The 25,378-nt window shown below is 38.8% G+C and carries 8 protein-coding genes; 5 read left to right on the plus strand and 3 right to left on the minus strand.

The window, feature by feature from the left end:
* Positions 1–46 precede the first annotated feature (46 nt).
* The 3 genes from CAL6303_RS12645 to CAL6303_RS12655 are packed head-to-tail and all read right to left on the minus strand — an operon-like array spanning position 47 to position 5,231.
* Entirely contained in the window at positions 47–1,015 is a 969-nt protein-coding gene (locus tag CAL6303_RS12645; protein WP_041740509.1) for a sucrase ferredoxin, read from the minus strand.
* A gap of 35 nt (positions 1,016–1,050) precedes the next feature.
* Positions 1,051–2,346: an MFS transporter gene (locus CAL6303_RS12650; protein WP_015198210.1), complete on the minus strand. Its 1,296-nt coding sequence runs from the start codon at positions 2,344–2,346 to the stop codon at positions 1,051–1,053.
* Positions 2,347–2,384: 38 nt separating this feature from the next.
* Positions 2,385–5,231, minus strand: coding sequence for a TonB-dependent receptor domain-containing protein (locus CAL6303_RS12655; RefSeq protein WP_015198211.1), 2,847 nt, complete (start codon positions 5,229–5,231; stop codon positions 2,385–2,387).
* 960 nt (positions 5,232–6,191) lie between these two features.
* Here CAL6303_RS12655 and CAL6303_RS12665 point away from each other — a divergent pair.
* The 5 genes from CAL6303_RS12665 to CAL6303_RS12685 all read left to right on the plus strand — a co-directional run bounded on the left by CAL6303_RS12665 (position 6,192) and on the right by CAL6303_RS12685 (position 25,376).
* Entirely contained in the window at positions 6,192–11,603 is a 5,412-nt protein-coding gene (locus tag CAL6303_RS12665) for a non-ribosomal peptide synthetase (RefSeq protein ID WP_015198212.1), read from the plus strand.
* A gap of 76 nt (positions 11,604–11,679) precedes the next feature.
* Positions 11,680–17,808, plus strand: coding sequence for a type I polyketide synthase (locus tag CAL6303_RS12670; RefSeq protein WP_015198213.1), 6,129 nt, complete (start codon positions 11,680–11,682; stop codon positions 17,806–17,808).
* A 16-nt stretch (positions 17,809–17,824) separates the two neighbouring features.
* A complete protein-coding gene (gene ectB, locus CAL6303_RS12675; RefSeq protein WP_015198214.1) occupies positions 17,825–19,075 on the plus strand; it encodes a diaminobutyrate--2-oxoglutarate transaminase in 1,251 nt (416 codons plus the stop codon).
* 47 nt (positions 19,076–19,122) lie between these two features.
* Positions 19,123–21,888 (plus strand): non-ribosomal peptide synthetase, encoded by a 2,766-nt coding sequence (locus tag CAL6303_RS12680; protein ID WP_015198215.1) that lies wholly within the window; start codon positions 19,123–19,125, stop codon positions 21,886–21,888.
* Positions 21,885–25,376 (plus strand): non-ribosomal peptide synthetase, encoded by a 3,492-nt coding sequence (locus CAL6303_RS12685; protein WP_015198216.1) that lies wholly within the window; start codon positions 21,885–21,887, stop codon positions 25,374–25,376. The genes CAL6303_RS12680 and CAL6303_RS12685 overlap by 4 nt, the downstream gene beginning before the upstream one ends.
* The last annotated feature ends 2 nt before the right edge of the window (positions 25,377–25,378 follow it).

The following is a 25,378-nucleotide window of genomic DNA, read 5'->3' on the forward strand; positions in this document are numbered from 1 at the left end:
GAAAAGCATACTCACTACTTGTTTTTTATCAGTCTTTAATCAATTTCTAGAAAATACGTGACTTAACTCCTACTAATTCATTAATCTTAAATTGCAGCACTTTTTCTATTTCCCTATTGCTACACTCTCCCCGTGAAAAGATGTTTTTACTTTCATCTTCAATAATGTTGCATCTGTAAGTTTCAACTATACCATTTGATATTTCTAAGGATATTTCTACTATACTAGAAGTTTCATCTTCATTTTTTTGAATTACTTGACCTTTGACTTGATAACTAAACCATTCCCAGTCATATTTTAAGATTAGTTCTCTTTCGAGAATTTGAACTTGCCAAGGCAAAACACCCCAACCTCGGTAAACATTTTTAAAAACTTGAATATCACCAGTTTTCGTTAAAATATTAGTAAAAGATTTTTGATCGAGTCTACCGTAATATCTTGCCTCAGGTAGGTCTATCATAGTCGGTGCAAAACGATGTCCACCAAAATGACTGCTTTGCCAGATTCTGACATTGGGTATGGATAAACCCTCTAAAGTTTTCAAGGCTTGATGATAAAACGGATTACCATATTTAGCGCAACATTTATCATGACTGCCGTGAGTACAAATTAAAATATCTCTAGCTGGGATATTGGGGTATTCAGACGTTATGGGTTCTCCTCTAATACACTTTTCCACGATTGGGATTGCATTCTCAATATCTGATAATAAAAATTCTTTTTTTGTGTAAAATAAATCACTCTCTTGCCGTTGAAAATATATAATGAGACGGTTATATCCTGCTTCGTAATATCCAGAATTATAAATAAAAACTAGTCTGATGGATAACTCAATTTCCAAATTAATCTGTGCTTTTAAAGCTTGGAATTTATGAGAGAGAGATTTAGAATCTAAAGGGTGGGGTGTCCAAGGGGGTGGAAGTTCAACTAAGATATAGTATCGACGATTTAATGCACAACCAATAACATCTTCCTGTAGTTGACGAGATTCTTCTGCACAGAAAAAGTTTTCCATAATTCCATAATTCCCATACATTATAAATACAACGCTTATTTGTATTCAGCATCATAGTCGGGTACAATTTTTTCGACATTTCGCAAGCTGGGAAAAGCATACCCAAATAAACCGACTAGCAATAAACCTAGCGAAGATATCACATATAAAAGTGCCATTCCTGAACCCTTATCTGTACCGAATATACTACCAAAAAAATAGGAAAGATTACCTCCTTGTGTCATTCCTGGTTCAAATACCCCATCGCTTAACCAAGCAGCAGCAAAAACAGCGATCGCTGAAGCAATCTGTTGCATACTAGATTGGGTAGCAAATATCCGTCCCTGTATATCGGGTCTAACTTTACTAAGCAAAATAGCTGTACTGGAACTAGTTAGCATAGGAAAATTCAGAGAGGAGCAAAATTGAGCAGGCAGCCAAACAACTAGTCCTCTTCCGAAACCAAATATGCTTTTACTTACTCCAGCACCAATCATTCCTAGCAGAAAACCATGAACACGTCCTTTAGAACGACCCCAAATACTTAAAAGTAAAGTCCCTATTAACCCCCCTAGTCCAGCAGCGGAAGAAATTGTACCTAACACTTTAGTATCATTTTTTGTGCGAGTCAAAATCATCGGCGAATATAAGGTTGCACCAATATCATGAACAAACCAAAATAAAGAATCTACGATAATCATAGCGAAAAGACTAGGACGTGCCATCAAATAGCGAAAACCAAAGATAATATCTTCCCAAATTCTGACGTTTTCTTGAGAATTAACTGTTGGTTTCGGCTGGGGAATATGTACTTGAAAAACGGTGACGATCCCAATGATAAAACTCACAAAATCAATACATAAAATACCTCCAAGACCAACTAAATAGTAAAGTAGACCTGCTAAAGCTGGAGCAATGATTACTGAACTATAATGAATCGCAGAATTCATGCTAGTAGCCTTCATATAATCTTGTTTGGGTACTAGCATGGAAATTGAAGAGGAATATGCTAAGGATTGAACTTCTGCAAAAGTTCCATTCAAGGCACCAGTTGCATAAATATGCCAAATTTGTAATTGGTTAGTAAAGTACAAATAACCAATAATTAAAGTTGATATTGCTGAAATAGAATCAGAAATTATCAACAAAAATTTTCGATTTACTCGGTCTACAATCGATCCTGATATTAAAGTAATTAAAATACTAGGAATGATTTCAAAAACACTGAATAAAGCGATTGTAGTCACCTGATTAGTCAGTTCCCATGCCCAAATCTTAATTGCAAAGTGGGTCATATAACTGCCAATATTTGAGGCTAGCTGACCAAGCCAAATAATGATAAATGTACGCATTAATTACAATCGCCAAATTTGTGCATCCCTCCGTAAAATTACCAAGAGATTTGATATCCAACGCTGAGAGTTCTACCTTGACCAGGATAGTTAGAACTATCAAAGAAAGGCGCAAAATATTGAGAGTAAACTGGAAAATACTGATTATTAAATAGATTTTGAACTCCTATTTGCAATTCTCCCTTTCCTATTTTGATACCACTAATGTAATCAACTGTGATGTAATTACTGATTTTGCCATCTTCTACAGCATCATTAAAAGCGCGATCGCGATCTCCTGAGTAAAGCAATTGTAGTCTGTTTCTCCAACCCTTGAGAGTCTGATTTTCCACGTAAGCTGTCAGTTTTAGAGGTGCAACGATAATGCTATTCAAGGCTAAGTATTTACCATCATTGTCCTCGTCATTTTCACCTTCTGTCCAAGTGAGCGTACCACCCACCTTCCAATCTGGAGATGGTTGCACATCAACAGCAGCTTCAATACCATAAACTCGCTGGGGAGCGCGAACTGTCTCCAGAGCATCAGCATCTGGGTTAAAGTCAAAGGCTGAACCTAGAGCAGAATAGTTGTAGAATCCAGAAAGGGATGCTTGGAAATTATCCCACTGACCACGAATTCCTATTTCATAGTTGTCTACTTTCTGTGGTTCAGTTAGCTGTAAAGAGTTCAAAATATTCGTAACTCCTGCGGGAGGTCTGCGGAAAACACGACCTAAATCAGGAACAGAGAAACCTTGAGCAAAATTAGCAAAGACGCTCACTTCTGGTGTAAATTTGTAGACAGCGCCTGCATTAAATACGGTGGAATCAAAACTGCGATCGCCCCCTTGAATGTTCCGACGGGGAAGTTCTGCGGTGATGTAGTCATCCAAACTTACGCCAATATTGACATAACGTAAACCACCACTCAAACGGAAACTATCACTTACATCCCATTGCAATTGACCGAATACACCCAATTCACTGAAATCGTATTCCGGAACAAAAACCCGCTCTTCGATTTTGCGGTAAGTCAGACCTCCTGATTCTTCAAATTCTACGGGATCGAAAATATTGAATTTTTGAGAACTACGCTCATTTTGATAATCAACACCCCAAAGTACGCTAACCGTATTTCGAGAATTGAATGGGGTCTCAACTTGTAACCTACCTCCTAATTGTTCCGACCCTCCTTCTGATTTAGCGATCGCATCTAGCCTTCCACCCAAGAAGTCTTCGGGAATTCCTCCCCCAAAACCATAATTGCGATAATAAACTTGAGCTTGAAGCTTACTGCCAAAAATATTCTCATTATTGTAATTGAGACTGAGCAAAGTATTATTCAGAAATGCCCCATCATCAGCACCAATTACATTTGTTCCCTCCGCTAGTTTCAATGCACGAGCTTTCTCAATGCCATCAATATCGTCGATAGATGGATCGGAAATAAAATTAGTATCTTGTTGCTGATTAAAGTGATTGAAGGTGAACTGTAAGCGTTGATCAGGAGACAATTCTACTCCAACCTTAGCTAAAGCATTGATTTTTGTGCTATCGTCATCACCCGCAAAATTAGCAATGCGATCGCCTTCTGCGTCATAAAAACCTGCTGTCGTATTTAAAGAAAATCCAAAAGTATAATCAAATTTACCTTCCGTTCCGGCAATTTGATGGGAAAGGTTATAACCAAAACTATCCTCCGAACGAGTCAAAGAACTATTTAAACCAATATTTGTCGTGGAAATTAGTCTCTGACCATTGGGTTTTTTCGTAATAATATTGACAACACCACCAGTGGCTTGACCACCGTATATTGCATTTGGTCCGCGTACCACCTCAATCTTTTCAATTGCACTGGGATCAATAGTGGTTAGGACTGCTGAAATCGATTGTAAATTGTTATTCTGGGGAACACCATCAATCAAAACCGAGATGTTGCGACCCCGTAAAGTTTGCCCAAAGATGTCAGTACGATTGGTAGGTGAACCAAAACCAGGAACCGTTCTCGCCAGAATATCAGCCAAGTTACTGCTTAATTTTGCCTGTTGCTCAATCTGTTCCCGATTAATCACAGTTACCGAACGCGGTACATTTTGGATATCCTCTTCAGTCCGAGTTGCTGTCACCACCAATTCGATTGGTTCATTATTGTCTGCCGTTGGTTGCTCTGGTTTCGATTCTGGTGGGGTCTCACTCGTGGGTTTATCTGATTCTGGTTGTGTTTGCACTGTCGAAGCTACTGCAAAAATTAAACCTGTATCATCATCAAATAACTCAACCACAGGTAAAGCATTCTCTCCTACCACTGTCACCTGCACAGTGTTCGCATCAAGATTTACAACCGTTATTTCTGTAATTCCTGCAAGAGGTTTTTCTGAGCGATATGTAAAAGCATCCCCATTTGCTAATTGCAACTGTGTACCAGTAATATCTGCAATAAAACTATTACCTGTACTCCGATTAGCGACTTGTAGCTTATCTCCCAAATTCGTCTCTAAAATTATTTCCACACCTTTATCAGTGGGATTTGCTTTCACGCCCGTAATTGATACAGCACTTTCCTGGGTTCCTCCCTGTGTGAGGATAGTTGCTGGTCTTTGTAGCAAAGTTTCAGCGTTAGTTGCAGGAAATTGAACTTCACTCAGTTGGGGAATACTCTTAGCTACTGGATTCCCCTTAGTCTGATTTAAAGAATTTCTAATTCGTGATTCAAAATTTTGAAACTTTTGGGGGTTACTTTGGACATCTACGGTCGGAAGTTTATTCTCTATCAGTTGCTCTAGCATTGGACTAGAAGTCTTGACTCTTCTATCCTTTTGTACTTCCTTCCCTTGAGCAGAAGTACCAACAAAAAGAACAAATGCACTTGTCAATAGAAGGCTTTGAAACAATTTGTCTTTTTTCATTTATCTCCCCATACCTCGTAATGTCACTTACCCGTTACTAAAGTAAACAGCTTTTAGAGCAACTTATTCTCAATTAACTGTAAATTTAGTGTCATCATAATATGAACTAAGCTTAGGCACAAGATAGTAGAGAATATATTTCAACTAAAAATTAATGAATATAAACGTAAATCATGAGTTATCCCACAGATTTTGGTCACCACTGAATCCGGCAAAAGCCTGCCATTCAAGCAAATTACATCAAAAATCATTCGTAATGTAGAAGCTACTCTGGGTGTACACATTATTTTCATTGAGGAAATAAAATATCAGTTATAGTTGACAAATTGAGACATATTTAAGAAATATGACAATTATCTTATTTGTCTCTGGTATATGCATGACAGCATCTTGCATTACTATTTTGAACTTGTCGAACAAATAAAAATACTGTTTTCAGTAAAACGAAAAATCTAGAGTTTGCTTTGTACTCAACAGATACTCCCCCTCATTGGTGTCAAAAGAATGAAAAGGGGCTTTCTAGCAGGGGGCAAGGGAGAAAACTTGGGACGAAGCACATCAAAGAAGTGATAAATAAGTTTTCATCATAGAATTATTGATGTTGTTAACTTATTAATATATTCAGGCACTTGCTAAAGCAACTAATTCTCGTTAAGCTCATAAGGAATAAATAAAATTAACTTTCAATAGTCTTGAAAGGTATCTGAAGAATAATTTTCGCTACTTGTACTGAGAGTGTTGTTAGTGATGGATTGAAGCGAAAGCTTTAAGCTTGGAAGTAGCAGCTAATGGTGTGGCAAGAAGAATTTGCTGGATTAGTGCTGTATTACTGTTTTCTCCCCGCCCGCTTGTTTACTCCCTTACTCGTCTACTTGCCTCCACCAGTTATTTTTGGGTTGAATATCCTTTAATTAGAAAAAATAAAGTCATTGGTGCATCAGCTGCATCTAGCTACCGAAAATGAATCAATATTCTCATAGCTTCAAACAAGCAAGTGATGCCTTTTCCGTCAGAGGGTACACAAACAACGGGCTTGACGTACAGGATTATTCTACGGTTGTTGAACTGCTAAGTTTCAGAAGTTTTACCCAACCAAATCAAACTGCTTTCACCTATCTACTGGATGGAGAAACAGAACAACTCAAGCTTACCTATCAGGAATTAGATCGACTTGCAAGAAGAGTTGCAGCAAAGTTACAAGAATTGGATTTAACGGGACAGCGTGCTTTGTTGCTGTATCCCGCAGGGCTAGATTTTTTAATTGCCTTTTTCGGCTGTTTATATGCAGGAGTTGTAGCTGTAACTGCGTATCCTCCCAGAAATCAGCGCAATACGCCGAGAATTCAGGCGATTTCCGCAGATGCACAAGCTGCCATTGCACTCACTACCACGGAAATTTTATCTACAGTCCAGTCTTTAATGACCGAAAAGACCGAATTGCAATCCTTGCAGTGGTTGACTACTGATAATTTGACAGAAGGGTTAGAAGATTGTTGGCAGAAACCTAATATTAATACAAATACCTTAGCTTTCCTGCAATATACCTCTGGTTCCACGGGAATACCCAAGGGTGTGATGATTAGCCATGGTAATTTGCTGCATAATGCCCAGACAACTTACCAATTTATGGAACATTCCCCGGAAAGCAAGTTTGTGACGTGGCTGCCAATGTACCATGATATGGGTCTTATTGGTGGTATTTTACAACCTTTATACGGTGGTTTTCCTTGCCTTATCATGCCACCAGCTTCTTTTCTCCAGCGTCCCTATCGTTGGTTGCAGGCAATTTCCCGTTACCAAGGGACAACAAGTGGGGGACCTAATTTTGCCTACGATTTATGTGTGCAAAAAATCACTCCAGAGCAAAAAGCAACTCTCGACTTGAGTAGCTGGAGTGTGGCATTTAATGGTGCCGAACCGATTCGTCATGATACCTTAGAGCGTTTTGCAGAAGCTTTTTCACAGTGTGGTTTCCGTAGAGAGGCTTTCTATCCTTGTTATGGAATGGCTGAAACTACCCTGATGATTTCCGGTGTGCAGAAAGCTACTTCACCACAGGTGAAATCAGTTCTTAGATCTGCATTAGAATCAAACCGAGTTGTGAAATCATCTGTTACAGGGGGAAATGAAGATCCTCATCATTTTGTTAGTTGTGGTCGAATCATCCCAGGACAGAAGGTAATCATCATCAATCCGGAAACACTTAAGAGTTGTGAAGCTGATGAAATTGGGGAAATTTGGGTATCTGGCTTGAGTGTTGGTCAAGGTTATTGGAATCGTCAAGAAGAAACAGCAGACACCTTCGATGCTTATGTATCAGATACGAGAGAAGGACCATTTCTGCGGACAGGAGATTTGGGTTTTTTGCAGGATGAAGAACTTTTTATTACGGGTAGAGCCAAAGACTTGATTATCATTCGGGGTCGCAATCTTTACCCCCAGGATATAGAATTAACTGCTGAACGCAGTCATTCATCTTTGCGTCCCGGTGCTAGTGCAGCGTTTACAGTCGAAGTTAGTGATGAAGAAAAGCTCGTAATTGTCCAGGAATTAGAGTTTCGCGCTCGACCGAATATTGAAGAAGTCGTTAACGCAATTCGTCAGGCTGTGACTGAAGAACATGAGGTGCTAGTTTATGCAGTTGTTTTAATCAAACCAGGTAGTATCCCCAAAACATCTAGTGGCAAGATTCAACGATGTACAACTTGTACTCAGTTTGAGAATGGCGAACTAAATATAGTTAGCAGCAATATTCTTAAAAATAAGAATACTACCAGCAAATCAACACAATTACAGGGTTCTCAGCTTTTGTCGCTTTCTCCAAAGGAATGTCAAGCGCTTTTAGAATCATATTTAATTGAACAGCAAGGAAGAGTTTTAGCGATCGCATCCAGCGATATCCACCCAGAAGAACCATTAACGAGTCTCGGTCTTGATTCTTTAAAAGTATTTGACCTCAAAAACCAGATAGAGACTGATTTAGAAGTAGAAATATCCGTTACAGATTTGTTTTCTGGGATGAGTACGCGATCGCTTGTCACCAAGATACTTGATCAAGTGGCGACCAAGGAATTACCGTCACCACCCGTAACCCACCACCGCAACAACCCCCCTACACTTACTTATCCTTTATCTTTTACTCAACAGGGATTATGGTTTATCCATCAGCTAACTCCCAATGCCCCTACATACAATATCCCCATTATTATCAACCTTAAGGGGAACCTCAATTTACCAGCCCTACAGGAGAGTCTGAACGAAATTATTCGCCGACATGAAGTATTGCGTACTAGCTTTACAGTCATCAATCAGCAACCTGTTCAGGTAATCAATCAACCTGTACCTCTGACCCTAAATGTTGAAAAAGTACAGACATTAGCACAGCAACAACCGGATTCTCTAATACAGCATTTAACCAGTGAATTTGCACAGCAACCCTTTGATTTATCTGTTTCATTGCCGTTGCGTACTAAAATTTGCCAAATAAATGATAAAAATTATTATTTAATTGTAACTCTACATCATATAATTGCAGATGGTTGGTCAATTGGAGTTTTACTAAAAGAACTAGCAACGCTTTATGATGCGTTTTCTAGTGGTCAACAGCCATTATTACCGGAACTACCAAATCAGTATCGAGATTTCGTCAATTGGCAACAACAATCCTTGGATAACGAGTGTATTCAACCCCTATTGAGCTATTGGCGAGAGAAATTACAGGGAGATTTACCTGTACTCGACTTACCCACAGATCGTCCCCGTCAAGCAGTTCAGACATTTAAAGGTGCTCAAGCAAAATTGCTTCTTGATCCAAACCTGGTAAAACAACTAAATCGTTTGAGCCGTCAGCAAGGAGTCACTTTATTTATGACCCTGCTCACTGCCTTTAAAATCCTGCTGCATAAATATACGGATCAGACAGATATTCTTGTTGGTTCACCCATCGCGGGTCGGAACCGAGCAGAAGTTAAGGCATTAATAGGATTATTTATCAATATTTTGGTATTGCGGACAGACTTATCTGGAGACCCAAGTTTTCAGGATTTGTTAGCACAGGTCAAGTCAACTGCTTTAGAAGCATATGTTCACCAAGATTTACCTTTAGAAAAACTAGTGGAGGATCTAAAGCCGAACCGGGATCTCAGCTATCACCCTCTATTTCAAGTAATGTTTGTACTCCAAAGTGTTCCCAAACCAAATTTGAGCTTATCAAATCGATCACTCAGTTATGGAGAAGGACATAACGGTACATCAAAATTCGATTTGACATTGTTTATGGAGGAAGATTCAGAACAAGGGTTAGTGGCAACTTGCGAGTACAACACAGATTTATTCAATACAGATACTATTACCAGAATGCTGGGACATTACCAGACATTACTGGAAAGTATAGTTAGTCAACCAGAGCAAAATATTTCCCAATTACAAATACTAACCCAGCCGGAGGTACAGCAATTATTAATAGACTGGAATAATACGAAAAAAGACTATCCCCATGCAAAATGTATTCATCAGTTGTTTGAGGAGCAGGTAGAGAAAACACCAGATGCGGTTGCCGTCATCTTTGAAAACCAAAAATTAACATACCAAGAGTTAAATACCCAAGCGAATCAGCTAGGGAATTATTTACAGCAACAAGGGGTTAAACCAGATACCGTCGTGGGTATTTACATGGAGCGATCGCTTTCAATGGTGGTAGCGCTAATTGCCGTCCTCAAAGCTGGTGGAGCATATTTGCCACTTGACCCATCATACCCCCACGAAAGACTAGCGTTCATGCTAGCAGATGCTCAAGTACAAGTGGTCTTAACCCAATCCCAACTAGGGAAAGAATTACCTTATCAAGAGCAGTTGCAATTTGTAAAAATTGAAGATCTGGTATACGCAAATTGTGGTATTCAAAATCTCATTAGTGATGTACAACCTGAAAACCTCGCCTATGTAATTTATACATCTGGCTCCACAGGAAAACCCAAAGGAGTCATGAATACCCACCATGGTTTGTGTAATCGTCTGTTGTGGATGCAAGATACTTATCAACTAACATCAGCCGATCGAGTTTTACAAAAGACTCCCTTTAGTTTCGATGTCTCCGTTTGGGAATTCTTCTGGACATTACTAACGGGTGCAGTGCTAGTAGTTGCTAAACCAGGTGGTCATCAAGAACCACGTTATTTAAGCGAACTAATATCCCAGCAGCAAATCAGCGTACTTCACTTTGTACCTTCAATGTTGCAAATTTTCTTAGGAGAGACACAACATCAACAATGTAAGACTATCAAACATGTAATTTGTAGCGGTGAAGCTTTATCCTGGGACTTACAGCAGCGATTTTTTCAAAGCTTTGAGGCAAAATTACATAACCTTTATGGTCCAACAGAAGTATCCATCGATGTCACAGCATGGTGTTGTAAACCGGGGAATCAAGAAAGTAATCACGAAAATATTGTTCCTATTGGTCGTCCAATTGCCAATACTCAAATATTTATCTTAGACCGACATTTAAAACCCGTCCCATTGGGTGTGAAAGGTGAATTATATATTGGTGGCTTGGGGTTAGCACGGGGTTATTTAAATCAACCACAATTAACTCAAGAAAAGTTTATTCCTCATCCATTCACCAATCTCCAAAATCTCCAACTAGATGGTGTAAGTACCCGTCTCTACAAAACCGGAGATTTAGCTCGGTATCGTCCCGATGGAAATATCGAGTTTTTAGGCAGAATTGACTATCAAGTTAAAATTCGCGGAAATCGTCTGGAATTAGGAGAAATTGAAGCCTTATTAGAACAGCATCCACAGGTACAAGAAACGGTAGTAGTAGCGAGACAAGACATCGCAAATGACCTTCGTTTGGTTGCCTATTTAGTTACTTCTGGGGATGCAACACTATCTATCGATGAATTGCGAGGTTTTCTTAAACAAAAATTACCCGATTATATGATTCCTAGTGCCTTTGTGATATTGGAGGCTTTACCCTTAACACTCAATGGAAAAGTCGATCGTCGTAGCTTACCAACACCAGATAATTTACGTCCAGAATTAACTGCACCTTTTCAGCCACCCCAGTCCGTCATCCAACAACAAATCGCCCAAATTTGGCAAGAGGTTTTAGGTGTAGACAAAGTAGGTATCCATGATAATTTTTTCGATCTGGGTGGACATTCACTATTAATATTGCAAGTCAATCGTCAACTATGTGAGACTTTCCAACGTGAGATATCAGTAGTGACAATGTTCCAAAATCCAACCATTGACTCTTTGGCAGAATATTTCAGTCAAAAACAGGAAAAGAAACCTCTGTTTCAAGAAATTGATCAACGTGTAGAAAAGAAAAAACAATTATTGAAAAATCAAAGGAAAAAGAGATAAACCTCATCTATGATGAAACCCGGATTTTTTTAGAAAATTAAATTTAAAATCAAATCAACAAAGAAGGTTGGATCATATGAGTATAGAAAGCAATATTGAAAATATCAATGAATCAATCGAAGGAATAGCCATCATCGGCATGTCAGGGCGTTTTCCTGGAGCAAACAATGTAGAATCTTTTTGGCAAAACTTATGTAATGGTGTTGAGTCATTATCATTTTTTTCTCACGCAGAATTAGTTGAGGCTGGAGTACCCGCAAGTTTGTTGGATAACCCCAATTATGTCAAAGCCGGGGGGATTTTAGAAGATATTGATTTATTTGATGCAGGGTTTTTTGATATTAATCCAAAGGAAGCTGAAGTTACTGACCCTCAGCAGCGTCTGTTTTTAGAATCTGCTTGGCAAGCTTTAGAAAATGCTGGCTATGACTCAACGAAATGCGATGCTAGAATTGGCGTTTATGCTGGAGCTAGCTTAAATAACTATTTATCTTTTGACGTACATCAGGATGGATTGGGTTCAGCAGAATCGTATCAAAAGTTAATTGGTAATGATAAAGATTTCCTCTCTACTCGGGTTGCTTATAAATTAAACCTTAAAGGACCCAGTATCACAGTTCAAACCGCTTGTTCAACATCCTTGGTTGCGACTATTCTGGCATCTCAAAGTTTACAAAGTTACCAGTGCGATATGGCTTTGGCGGGAGGGGTTTCGATTCGAGTCCCACAAAAGACAGGTTTTTTACATCAGCAAGGGGGGACATTATCTCCTGATGGTCATTGTCGTGCTTTTGATGCCAATGCTCAGGGAACAACTATTGGTAGTGGGGTAGGAGTTGTGGTTCTGAAGCGATTAAGTGACGCGATCGCAGATCGGGATTACATCTATGCAGTCATTAAAGGTACGGCAATCAATAATGATGGTTCTGGCAAAGTTGGCTTTACTGCACCTAGTGTAGATGGACAAGCAGAAGCAATTGCCGAAGCGATCGCATTAGCCGAAATAGAGCCGGAAACAATTCAATATATCGAAGCTCATGGTACTGGTACTTCTTTAGGCGATCCGATTGAAATTGCAGCCCTAACTAAGGTTTTCCGCGCTAGTACAGAAAAAAGCGGTTTTTGTGCCATCGGCTCAGTCAAAACTAATATTGGTCATCTAGATGCAGCAGCAGGAATCGCCGGATTAATTAAGACATCTCTTGCTCTCAAGCATCAACTAATTCCACCAAGTTTAAATTTTCGGCAGCCTAACCCCCAAATTGATTTTGCTAACAGCCCATTCTTTGTAAATACACAACTAAAAGACTGGAAACCCACTTTTACACCCCGTCGTGCTGGTGTGAGTTCTTTAGGGATGGGAGGAACCAATGCCCATGTAGTCTTAGAAGAGGCTCCCATATTTACCGATTCCAGTCCTTCTCGTGGTTGGCAATTACTGCTACTGTCTGCAAAAAGTGCTTCTGCTTTAGAGGCTGCCACAAAAAATCTTACCCAGTATCTGAAATTAAATCCCCATGCAAATCTGGCAGACGTGGCATATACATTGCAACTAGGACGGAGAGATTTCGCTCATCGCAGAATACTAGTTTGTAGTGATACTGAGGATGCCATACAGGAATTAAGTACACCAGTCTCGCAGCGTATTTTCAATCAGTCGCAAGAGTCTAGGGAAAATCCTTCCCTCGCTTTTATGTTTCCTGGGCAGGGTTCTCAATACGTAGACATGGGGAAGGAACTCTACACAACAGAACCATTATTTCGGCATCATGTTGAACATTGCTGCTCAATCTTGATGCCTCATTTAGGGTTAGATTTGCAATCACTAATTTATCCATCGGAGTCAGAAAAAAATCTAGCAGCTGAAAAACTCAAACAAACCTGTTTTGCTCAACCAGCAATATTTGTGATTGAGTATGCTTTAGCTCAATTGTGGATATCGTGGGGAATTGTACCTCAAGCCATGATTGGACACAGCATCGGTGAATATGTAGCTGCAACTGTGGCGGGAGTTTTTTCCCTAGCAGATGCCCTTTTTTTGGTGGCAAATAGGGGAAAACTGATGCAGCAATTGCCTGGAGGGACAATGCTCTCAGTTCAACTTTCGGAACTGGAAATAAAACCCCTACTCACAGAAAATATATCTTTGGCTGCTGTGAATACAACTTCCTACTGCACTGTGTCGGGTGCAACTGAAGCCATTGAGGAATTACAGCGGCATTTACAGGAAATTGGGGTCTCCTGTCGAAGATTACATACTTCCCATGCCTTCCATTCACCGATGATGGAACCAATCCTAGAAACTTTTAGGGAATTGGTACAAACAGTCACACTCAATCCTCCGCAAATACCGTTTATCTCAAATGTGAGTGGGACTTGGATTAGTGCATCCGAGGCAACGAATCCTAATTACTGGGCTAATCACCTCAGACAACCCGTACATTTTTGCCAAGGACTAACTGAACTACTCAAAACGCCGGGTTCTGTGTTGCTGGAAGTCGGAGCAGGGAGGACACTGAGTACTTTTGCCAGACAACAGCGACAACAAGAATTGACGGTGCTGACATCGCTTCCCCATCCCCAAGAGCAACAATCAGAGGTAGCATTTATACTCAGTAATTTAGGTCGATTGTGGATGTCAGGTATTCAGATTAATCGGTCGGGTTTTTATATTCGTGAACAGCGTCATCGTCTACCTTTACCAACCTACCCATTTGAGCGTCAGCGTTACTGGCTAGAGCCAACAGTTTCCCCAAGATTATTAGAAGTTAATTCAGCCCAATATATTGTACAAAATCGGCGTTATTCAATTGACTTAGACACTTCATCTGAGTTAGAAAAACCTTTACAGCCATCGTTATCAAAACGACCAAATATTACTGACTGGTTTTATCTTCCAGTTTGGAAACAATCGATACCGCTTGAGATTAGCCATCAACAAAAAGAAACTCAACAAAAATTAGCTTGTTTAGTTTTTGCTGATAAATATGAGTTTGCAGACCAATTTAAACAACTGCTTACACAACAAGGTGAAGATGTCATCACCGTAGAAATAGGGGATGAATTTTGCCAACTTGATCGCCACAGATATGTAATTAATCCTCAAAGACCGGAAGACTATGAGGTATTACTAAAAGACCTACAAAAACGAGATTTTCAACCTAATACTATTTGTCATTATTGGAGTATTGCACCCAATGATATTTTACTTAAAGAGGAATCACAGTTAACCGAGAATTATCAGTATTTTGGGTTTTATAGCCTACTATACTTAGCACAAGCAATTGGCAAGCAAGATAGTTTCAATCCTTGCAAATTGTTGGTTGTCACCAATAATCTATATAGTGTGATTGGGGAGGAAAAATTATGCCCACAGAAAGCAACAATTTTGGGAGCATGTAAAGTAATTCCGAAAGAATATGGTAATATTAACTGTAGCCTTGTGGATTTAGTTATAGAGTCGGTTGATAGTTCTATATCACTAAAAGTTCTAAACAATTTATTAGCAGAAATTGGAAAAATACAAAACAATCAAATAGTAGCTTACCGGGGTTCTTACCGTTGGTTGCAAAGCTTTGAACCTGTAGCCTTAGATGATAACTTTGGCAGCAAAGCTAAATTTAAACAAGGTGGAGTTTACTTAATTACGGGTGGACTTGGTGGTATTGGTTTAGTATTAGCCGAACATTTAGCCAAAACAGTCCAAGCTAAGTTAATTTTAATCGGACGGGGAGGACTACCTGAGCGTTGCCAATGGGAGCAATACCAACTAACTCACGGTTCTGAAGATCGAATAAGCAGGAAAATTCAGAAAATGCGATCGCTTGAAGAATCGGGTATGCAGTTTATGGTGACAAGTGCCGATGTGACTGATTCCCAACAAATGCAAGCCGTTGTTAATCAAGCATTGCAAAAATTTGGTCAAATTAATGGTGTGATCCATGCAGCGGGTGTTGCTGGTGGTGGTGTGACTCAACTCAAAACTCAAGAAATGGTTAGGAATGTGTTAGCGGCAAAAGTCGATGGCACGTTAATTTTAGACGATATTTGTCAACAGCTAAATCTGGATTTCTTTGTGGTCTGTTCGTCTAAAACTGCGATTTTGGGTGAATTTGGACAGATTGATTACTGTGCTGCTAATGCTTTTCTTGATGCTTTTGCTACTAGTCGAACTGCTTCATCGGGTCTAACAATATCAATCAGTTGGGATACTTGGCAAGAGGTGGGACTAGCTGTAGAAACTGTACTGCCAGATGGACTCAAACAAAAGCGGGAGGAAATGATTAAAAAAGGCATATTACCTGAAGAAGGGATAGAGGTTTTTAATCGTGTTATGGGGAGCAATTTGCCTCATGTTGTGATTTCAACACAGGATTTGCCTAGTTTAATCCAGCAAAGTAATGCTGATAAATATTTAGAAGATGCTTTACAAGCAGGAAAATTATCTTCAGTTAATCTATCTAAAGCTAAACATTCTCGTCCAAATTTAGGTAATACCTATGTTACGCCACAAACAAAGGTCGAATGCATATTGACTGATATTTGGCAGGAAATTCTCGGAATTGATCAAATCGGGATTCATGATAATTTCTTCGAGTTAGGGGGAAACTCAATCAACACAATTCAGATTGCTTCTAATGCGAATAAAGCTGGTTTAAAATTAACAACTCAACAGTTTTTTCAACATCAAACAATTGCTGAGTTAGCCACAAACTTAGCATTGGAGTCAATTGTCAAGACTCAAGAAAATTTGGAAATTCAAGAAGTATCTGATTTGCATTCAAACAGCATAAAATCTAGTTTAATGCAAGAAAAACAGGCGGAAGATATATATGAACTCACACCTGTACAAAAAGGAATGCTATTCCATTGTTTGTATGAAAGCGAATTGTCTTTGTATTTTTTCCAACATATCTTTAATATCCAGGGTAATCTTGATCTAGAGGCATTTACAAAAGCTTGGCAGTTAGTGATAGATAGGCATCCAATTTTACGGACTGGTTTTTATTGGCACGAAATTGAAAATCCATTACAAATTGTCTACAATCAAGTCCAAGTACCGCTAGATTACTATGACTGGTGTGACATAGATCCAGCTACCCAAAAAAGCCAATTTACATCCTTAATTCTGAGCGATCGCCAAAATAATTTTGATTTTGCTCAACCATGTTTGATGCGCCATACTGTGATTCGTCTCAGTCATGATTCTTACCAATATGTTTGGAGCATGAATCATATTATTATAGATGGTTGGGGAGGTTCTCTGGTATTCCAAGAGTTTGTCGAAATTTATGGAGCGCTTTGTCAAAATCAGGAAATTTGCTTAACACCAACTCGTCCATTCCGCGACTATATTAATTGGTTACAGCAACAAGATATATCTAAAGCAGAAGTTTTTTGGCGACAAACATTAGCGGGAATTGAAGCACCAACCCCCCTCACATATATCGAAAATATTAACAATGATCTATCCCCCACCCCAGAAATTAGATACAGCGAGGAAATCATTCAGCTATCCCTAAAAAATACTCAAGCATTAAATGCTTTTGCCACTCAACATCATCTCACCTTAGCAACTATAATTAATGGTGTTTGGGCGATTCTTCTTAGCCGCTATTCTTGTTGTGATCAAGTATTATATGGCTGCACGGTAACTGGACGACCCCCGCAGATGGATGGAGTCGAGTCAATGGTGGGTATGTTTGTTAATACCCTACCCATTCATGTCGATGTAGATGGTGAACAGTCTTTACTATCATGGCTACAGCGTTTTCAACTTCAACTGGTTGAAGCTCGTAACTATGAATATACCCCATTAACAGAAGCCCACAAATGGAGTGAAATTCCCCGTAATTTACCTCTGTTTGAAACTATTGTAGTAATTGAAAATTTCCCAGTTAGTGAATTTATTAAAGATTGGCAGGGAAATATAGAATTTCAACACCAAGAAGTATATTACAGAAATAATTACCCACTCAATTTGGTTGTTTATCCAAATAAAGAGTTATTGATTGCTATTTCTTACGATTCCCGAAGATTTGCAACTGATACTATTATCGCCATTCTCAAAGATGTGGAAATCTTTTTAAATGACTTGGTGGTTAATAACGACAAGCAAATCAAAAGCCTCTCATTTTCGACACAAAGACAACAGAATATTACCCTAACTTTAGAGCAAGAATTGTCAGCCCTAGAATTTATCTAAATTCAACTCATATTATATGAACATATTTGAACAGTGTGAATCAAACATTAGAAGCTACTGTCGTAGTTTTCCGGTTGTATTTCATCGTGCAAAAGGGGCGATTATTTACTCAGAATCTGGTGGAGAATATCTAGATTTTTTTGCAGGAGCAGGAGCATTAAATTATGGACATAATCATGAATACATCAAACAGAAAGTTCTGGCATATTTAGATGCCGATGGTATTGCCCACGGCTTAGATATGTATACTTCTGCGAAGGAGATGTTTATCGTGAAATTTAATGAGGTATTGCTAAATAAAAAACAGTTAGATTATCGTCTTCAATTTTGTGGACCAACTGGTACAAATGCAGTTGAAGCTGCTTTAAAACTAGCGAGAAAAGTGAAGAAAAGACCGGGTATATTCTCGTTTATGGGAGCATATCATGGCATGACTTTAGGTAGCTTATCAGTTACTGCAAATACGAATATCCGAGCCGGAGGAATTGGAACATTAAGTAATGTCACATTTATGCCCTATCCCTATGGATTTATGGATAGTTTTGACACGATTCAATACATGGAGTCAGTATTGAATGATATTAGTTCGGGTATTGAAAAACCAGCCGCAATCATTTTTGAAACGGTTCAAGCAGAGGGGGGAGTTATCGTTGCTCCAATTGAATGGATGCAAAGGTTAAGAAAATTATGCGATGAACATGATATTTTATTAATTTGTGATGATATTCAAGTTGGTTGTGGGAGAACAGGCTCTTTCTTTTCTTTTGAGAGAGCAGGTATTGTTCCCGATATAGTCATATTATCTAAATCAATTAGTGGCTATGGTTTTCCCATGTCACTATTATTAATTAAGCCAGAATTAGATATTTGGGAACCTGGTGAGCATAACGGCACTTTTAGAGGTAATCAATTAGCATTTATCGCTGCAACTGCGGCTCTAGAATATAGAGAAACTAGCAATCTTGAGCAGGATGTGAAAATCAAAGAGTTGTTTTTAGAAAATTTTCTTTATCAAAAAATAGCGTCAATTAGTGACAAAATACTGATCCGAGGAATTGGGATGATCTGGGGTATTGATTTGGCAAATTTCGGCGGTAGTGGTTTAGCAAAAGACATTACTACACGTTGTTTTGAAAAAGGGTTAATTATCGAAAGATCTGGAAGAAATGATACTGTGATTAAGTTATTACCTCCATTAACAATTGATATGCCGAGTTTGAAAGCAGGTTGTTCAATTATAGAAGCAGCTTTCAGTGAGTGTTTGTAGATTTGGGCTGCAATTTATATTGATAAAATTAATTATTGGGGAAGATCATGACGACAATATTCGCATCACCGGAAATATTTTCTCAAAAAATATATTGGCTAAATAGACTTTCTGGAGAACTACCAGAAACCAATTTGCTACCGGATTATATGAGACCATCGCAGTCTCATGGGGAAAAAGAAACTCATATCTTTGATGTTCCCCATGATTTATCTCAAGCTATTATTAAGTTAACAAAAGGGTCTGATTTTTTAATATATTTAATCTTGTTATCCGCATTCAATATATTGCTGGAAAAATATACCCGTTCCCCTGATTTAATTGTTGGCATACCAGCTTATCAAAATAGAAACAAAGATAATTTAGGTGTTACTTCTTTAAATAAGCATCAAATCGTGCCATTGCGTACTTATTTACAGAAAGAGCTAACATTTAAAAAATACTTAATTGATGTTAAGGAATCTGTAATTCAAGCTTACAGTCACCAAGATTACTGCTTTGATGAATTGATTGAATTGCTCAATTTACCTCTAAGTGAAAATCGTTATCCACTATTTGATGTGGTGATTTTGCTAGAAAATATTCATGATCAGTCACAGATTATCAAATATCATAATGATATTACGGTTAGTTTTAGGATTGAGAATGGAGTGATTAAGGGGGAAATTGCTTATGTTCCAGAAATCTTTAAAAGAGAAAATATTCAGCTAGTCAGTTATTACTATATAAACGTTATCAAGAGTATTGTTTTAAATCCTCATATTCAGATATCAGAAATCAATATTTTAAATAGCTATGATCAACACAAGATCCTGGAAGAATTTAATTATAAAACAAGCTATTATCCAGTTGATAAAACCATTAATTATTTGTTTGAAAAGCAGGTAAATCATACTCCAAATCAGATAGCAGTTATTGACCAAAACAATCAACTAACCTATCAGCAACTAAATGAAACAGCTAATCAATTGGCTGCAATACTACGTCAACTGGGAGTCTGTAAAGGAGAATTGATTGGTATATTGAAAGACCGCGATATAAATTTTTTGGTGGCAATTCTGGCTATATACAAAGCTGGTGGGGCTTACGTGCCAATTGATACTACTTACCCAGCCCAGCGCATTGAATATATGTTATCCAATAGCGAAGTCAGATTTTTGTTAACTGATTCCACGCTATTGAATCTATTGGCTGATGTAAGCGATCGCTGTTCTCAATTAAAGTCGATTATCTGTGTAGATGAAGTTACCGATAAAAGTATACAGCTAAATCTACCCCAAGAATTAGCCATATACGATCGACTGAGTTTTAGCCAGCTTTCTCCAGAAAATATCCCAGCAATCAACGATGCAGACACCCCAGCTTACATGATTTATACATCGGGATCTACTGGATTACCGAAAGGGACTTTGGTAAGACATGATGGTGCGATTAATCATATTTATGCCCAATTTGATGAATTGGAATTAAGTTCAGAATTTAGTTTCCTCCAAAGTGCCCCTTCTTCTACAGATATTTCTGTCTGGCAATTTTTGTCCCCAATTTTAATTGGTGGGAAGACAGTCATAGTTGATATCGAAACCGTTGCGATTCCTCAACAACTATTTCAAGTCTTGAAATCAGCAAAAATTACAGTGGTTGAATTAGTCCCAGTCTTATTTGGGGGATTGCTGGAATATGCTTACCAATTACCACCTGAAGAAAGGGAATTACCAGATTTAAAAGTGATGATGCTTTCGGGTGAATCCGTGTCAATTCAATTGGTAAATAAATGGCTGGAAATATACCCCAAAATTAACATTTTTAATGCTTATGGTCCGACAGAAGCAGCTGACGATATCACCCAATTTGTCGTTGACAAGGCTTTACCAGAAAATCAGCGCACTATCCCCATCGGTAAACCATTAGCAAACTTGAATCTTTATATTCTTGATCAACAAATGCAGTTATTACCAATAGGTGCGCCAGGAGAAATTTGTGTGTCGGGTATTGGTGTGGGTGCTGGATATTGGAAAAATCCTGAAAGAACCCAATTAAGTTTTGTTGATAATCCATTTCCTGATACCCAGAAAAATTTACCAGCAAATCGGAGAAATTTAATTTATAAAACAGGAGATTTAGGAAGGTGGCTTCCCGATGGAAATATAGAATTTCTTGGACGTATTGATCATCAAGTGAAAATTCGTGGTTTCCGAGTGGAACTAGGAGAAATTGAAGCACTTTTATATCAGCACCAAGACGTTAGGGAAGCTGTAGTTGTAGTTAGAGAAGAGAAATCTGATCAGAAAATTTTGGTGGGTTATGTGGTTCCTCAAGCGGATTTTACTTTGGAGGAATCAAAAAGTCATGAACTCATTCAACAGTTGCGTGATTTACTCGAAGAACAGTTACCAGGACATATGAGACCCCATGGGATAGTGCTACTGGAAGCATTACCCTTATCTCCTAGTGGTAAAATTGACCGTCGTGCATTACCTGTACCAAACTTTCAGAATGAATCAGAATTGGGTTTTGTGGCACCACGTACCCCATCTGAACAAATAGTTGCTGGTATCTGGGGTCAGGTATTAAAGCAAGAACAGATTGGTATCTACGATAACTTCTTTGATTTAGGTGGACATTCTTTACTTGCAACTCAAGCTATTTCTCGGTTAAAGGAAGCATTTGCAATTGAGTTTCCTTTGCGGAACATATTTGAAGCACCCACCATAGTTCAACTGGTGGAACGTATCGAGAAGATGCTGACAGTAAAGCAATTACAGCTTGTATCCAGCCATGGGGGAGACAATAACCGTGAGGAGATAGAATTATGAAAACCATTGAAGAGTTTCTATCTTACCTGTGCAGTTTAGATGTTAAGCTGTGGCTTGAAGAGGATCGCTTACGCTGTAGCGCTCCTCAAAATGTACTCACACCAATTATCAAAGAGCAACTAAGTGAACGTAAAGCAGAAATCCTGGTTTTTTTACGTAATCACAGTGCAGATATAATTGGGAAGCAACAGACTATCGAGCCAGTAAAACGGCAGGAAAATCTAGATTTATCCTTTGCACAGCAGCGGCTATGGTTTTTGGCTCAATTAGAACCAGGTAGCGCATTTTACAACGCGCCTGCTGCTGTCCGCTTGGAGGGACAGTTAAATGTAGAAGCACTCCAACAAAGCTTTAATGAAATTATCAGTCGTCATGAAATTCTGCGGACTAATTTTCCGACAAGGGAAGGGCAACCAGTAGCCGTTATTTTAGAAGAACAGCCTGTAAATTTATCATTACCAATATTAGATATTAGTCACTTAGGGGAAAATCAACAGCAAGCCGAAATTAAACAACAATTAGCACAAGCAGCAGAACAACCCTTTGACATTAGTAGCGATCGCTTACTCAGAATAAAGCTATTACGTCTGAGTCAGCAAGAGCATATTGTACTGCTGACAATGCATCACATTATCTCTGATGGCTGGTCAATTGGCGTATTTGTGGAAGAATTAGCAAAATTATATCAAGCTTTCAGTAATGGAAAGCCATCCCCATTATTACCCCTGCCAATACAGTATGTAGACTTTGCAGCTTGGCAAAGACAATGGTTACAGGGGGAAATACTGGAAACTCAGATATCTTATTGGCTCAAGCAGCTAGAAAACACACCAAAATTATTAGAATTACCTACAGATTATCCCAGACCAGCAATTCAGAGATTTCAGGGTGCAACTTATTCATTTGACATATCTAAAGAGTTATCTACAGCCTTAAATAAATTCAGTCAACAACAGGGAAGTACTTTATTTATGACCCTGTTGGCAGCTTTCCAAACACTATTATGGCGTTATACAGGTAGTGAGGATATCGTAGTTGGTTCCCCAATTGCTAACCGCAATCGCGCAGAAATAGAAGGGTTAATTGGTTTTTTTGTCAACACTTTAGTATTGCGAAGTAATTTCACTGGAAACCCCAGCTTTGAAGAACTTTTAAAGCGAGTACGAGAAGTAGCCCTAGAAGCCTTTGCACACCAGGATTTACCTTTTGAGCTATTAGTGGAAAAACTCCAGCCACAACGGGATTTGAGCCATACACCACTATTTCAAGTGATGTTTATCCTCCAAAATGCATTCATGTCTACTTTAGAATTACCTGGTTTGACTTTAACTCCACTAAAAACAGATACAGGTAATGCTCAGTTTGATTTAACCCTATCGATTGCCGAAACAGAATCAGGACTAACTGCTAATTTTGAATACAATACTGATTTGTTTGCAGAAAGTTCGATCCAAAGAATGGCTAATCATTTACAAACTTTGCTCGAAGCAATTGTGACGAATCCACAGCATTGTTTGTCAGATTTAGCAATTTTGTCTAAATTTGAGCAGCATCAATTACTACGTGAATGGAATGATACCAAGGTTGATTATCCCCTCGAAAAATGCATTCATCAGTTATTTGAAGAGCAAGTACAACGGATTCCAGATACAGTAGCAGTAGAGTTTACAAATCAACAACTAACATATAATCAACTCAACCAAAAAGCTAATCAACTAGCCCATCACCTGCAAAAATTGGGAGTAAAAGCAGATACTTTAGTGGGAATTTGTGTAGAGCGATCGCTAGAGATGATAATTGGACTATTGGCAATTCTCAAAGCTGGTGGTGCATACATTCCCCTCGATCCCAGCTATCCTGGGGAACGCTTGACTTATATGTTAGAGGATTCACAAACGTCAATCCTATTATCTCAACAGCACTTGGTGGAAAAACTTGCAAATGATGCAGTTCAAGTCATCTGTTTAGATAGTGATTGGCAAACAATAGCCACACAAAGTACCGAAAATCTCAACTATCATCTACATCCCCATCACCTTGCCTATGTGATTTATACTTCTGGTTCCACAGGTAAACCCAAAGGAGCCATGAACACCCATCAAGGTATTACTAATCGCTTACTGTGGATGCAGGACACCTATAAGTTAACTGCGACTGATAAAGTATTACAAAAAACACCCTTTGGTTTTGATGTTTCTGTTTGGGAATTTTTCTGGACACTAATTTCAGGAGCTTGTTTAGTCATTGCTGAACCAGGGGGACATCAGGATAGTGCTTATTTAGTCCAACTTATTCAACAGCAGCAAATCACAACAGTACATTTTGTCCCCTCAATGCTGCAAGTATTTCTAGATGAGGTGGCATTAGAAAATTGTCAACACCTCAAGCGGGTAATTTGTAGTGGGGAAGCTTTACCCTGGGAGTTGCAAGAAAAATTCTTTGGGCGCTTCCTTGACGTAGAATTGCATAATCTTTATGGTCCCACCGAAGCCGCAATTGATGTAACTTATTGGCAGTGTCAACGGCATAATCAAGAAAAAGTTGTTCCTATTGGACGTGCGATCGCTAATACAGAAATTTATATTTTAGATCCACATTTACAGCCTGTACCTATTGGTGTACCTGGTGAATTACATATTGCTGGTGTCGGTTTAGCGTGTGGTTATCTCCATCGTCCTCAACTTACTAACGAGAAGTTTATTCCCAATCCTTTTGATTTAACATCTGATGGACGGCTTTACAAAACAGGTGATTTAGCTCGTTACCGCGAAGACGGTAATATTGAATACCTCGGACGCATAGACGATCAAGTCAAGCTTCGGGGTCTACGGATTGAGTTAGGAGAAATTGCGGCTATTCTTCAACAGTTTCCCAAGATACAACAAGCTGTGGTCGTAGTTCGAGAAGACACACCAGGTAATCAACGGCTGGTAGCTTATATTGTTCCCCGTTCTGATTCTGCACATCCCCAAACCCAAGAACTACGAGATTTCCTACTACAGAAGTTACCGCAGTACATGATTCCTTACGACTATGTATTGCTAGATACACTCCCCCTCACTCCTAACGGAAAGTTGGATCGCCGTGCTTTACCTATGCCAGAAATTACTTTAGAGGCAGAGAAGCAAGACGTATTACCACGTACCCCAGTTGAAGAGAAATTAGTCAAAATTTGGATGCAAGTCCTTGATTTGCCAAAAATTATTGGCATTTACGACAACTTTTTTGAGTTGGGTGGTCACTCACTGCTAGCTACACAAGTAATCTCTCAAACTCGTCAAGCTTTTCAAGTGGAATTATCCATCCATCGTTTATTTGAGATGCCGACTATTGCTGAATTTGCTCAAGAAATTACTAGAATCTTGGAGCAAAAAGTTGAACAGTCTTTGATTACTCCTCAGCGTTTAGACCGACAGACGCGTCGAGTTAAACTTTCCTCCCTTCAGCAAGTGTCAAGAAATTTGCAATCTGAATCAAAGGATGCCTGACA

It is taken from the genome of Calothrix sp. PCC 6303, assembly GCF_000317435.1.
Classification (GTDB): Bacteria; Cyanobacteriota; Cyanobacteriia; order Cyanobacteriales; family Nostocaceae; genus PCC-6303.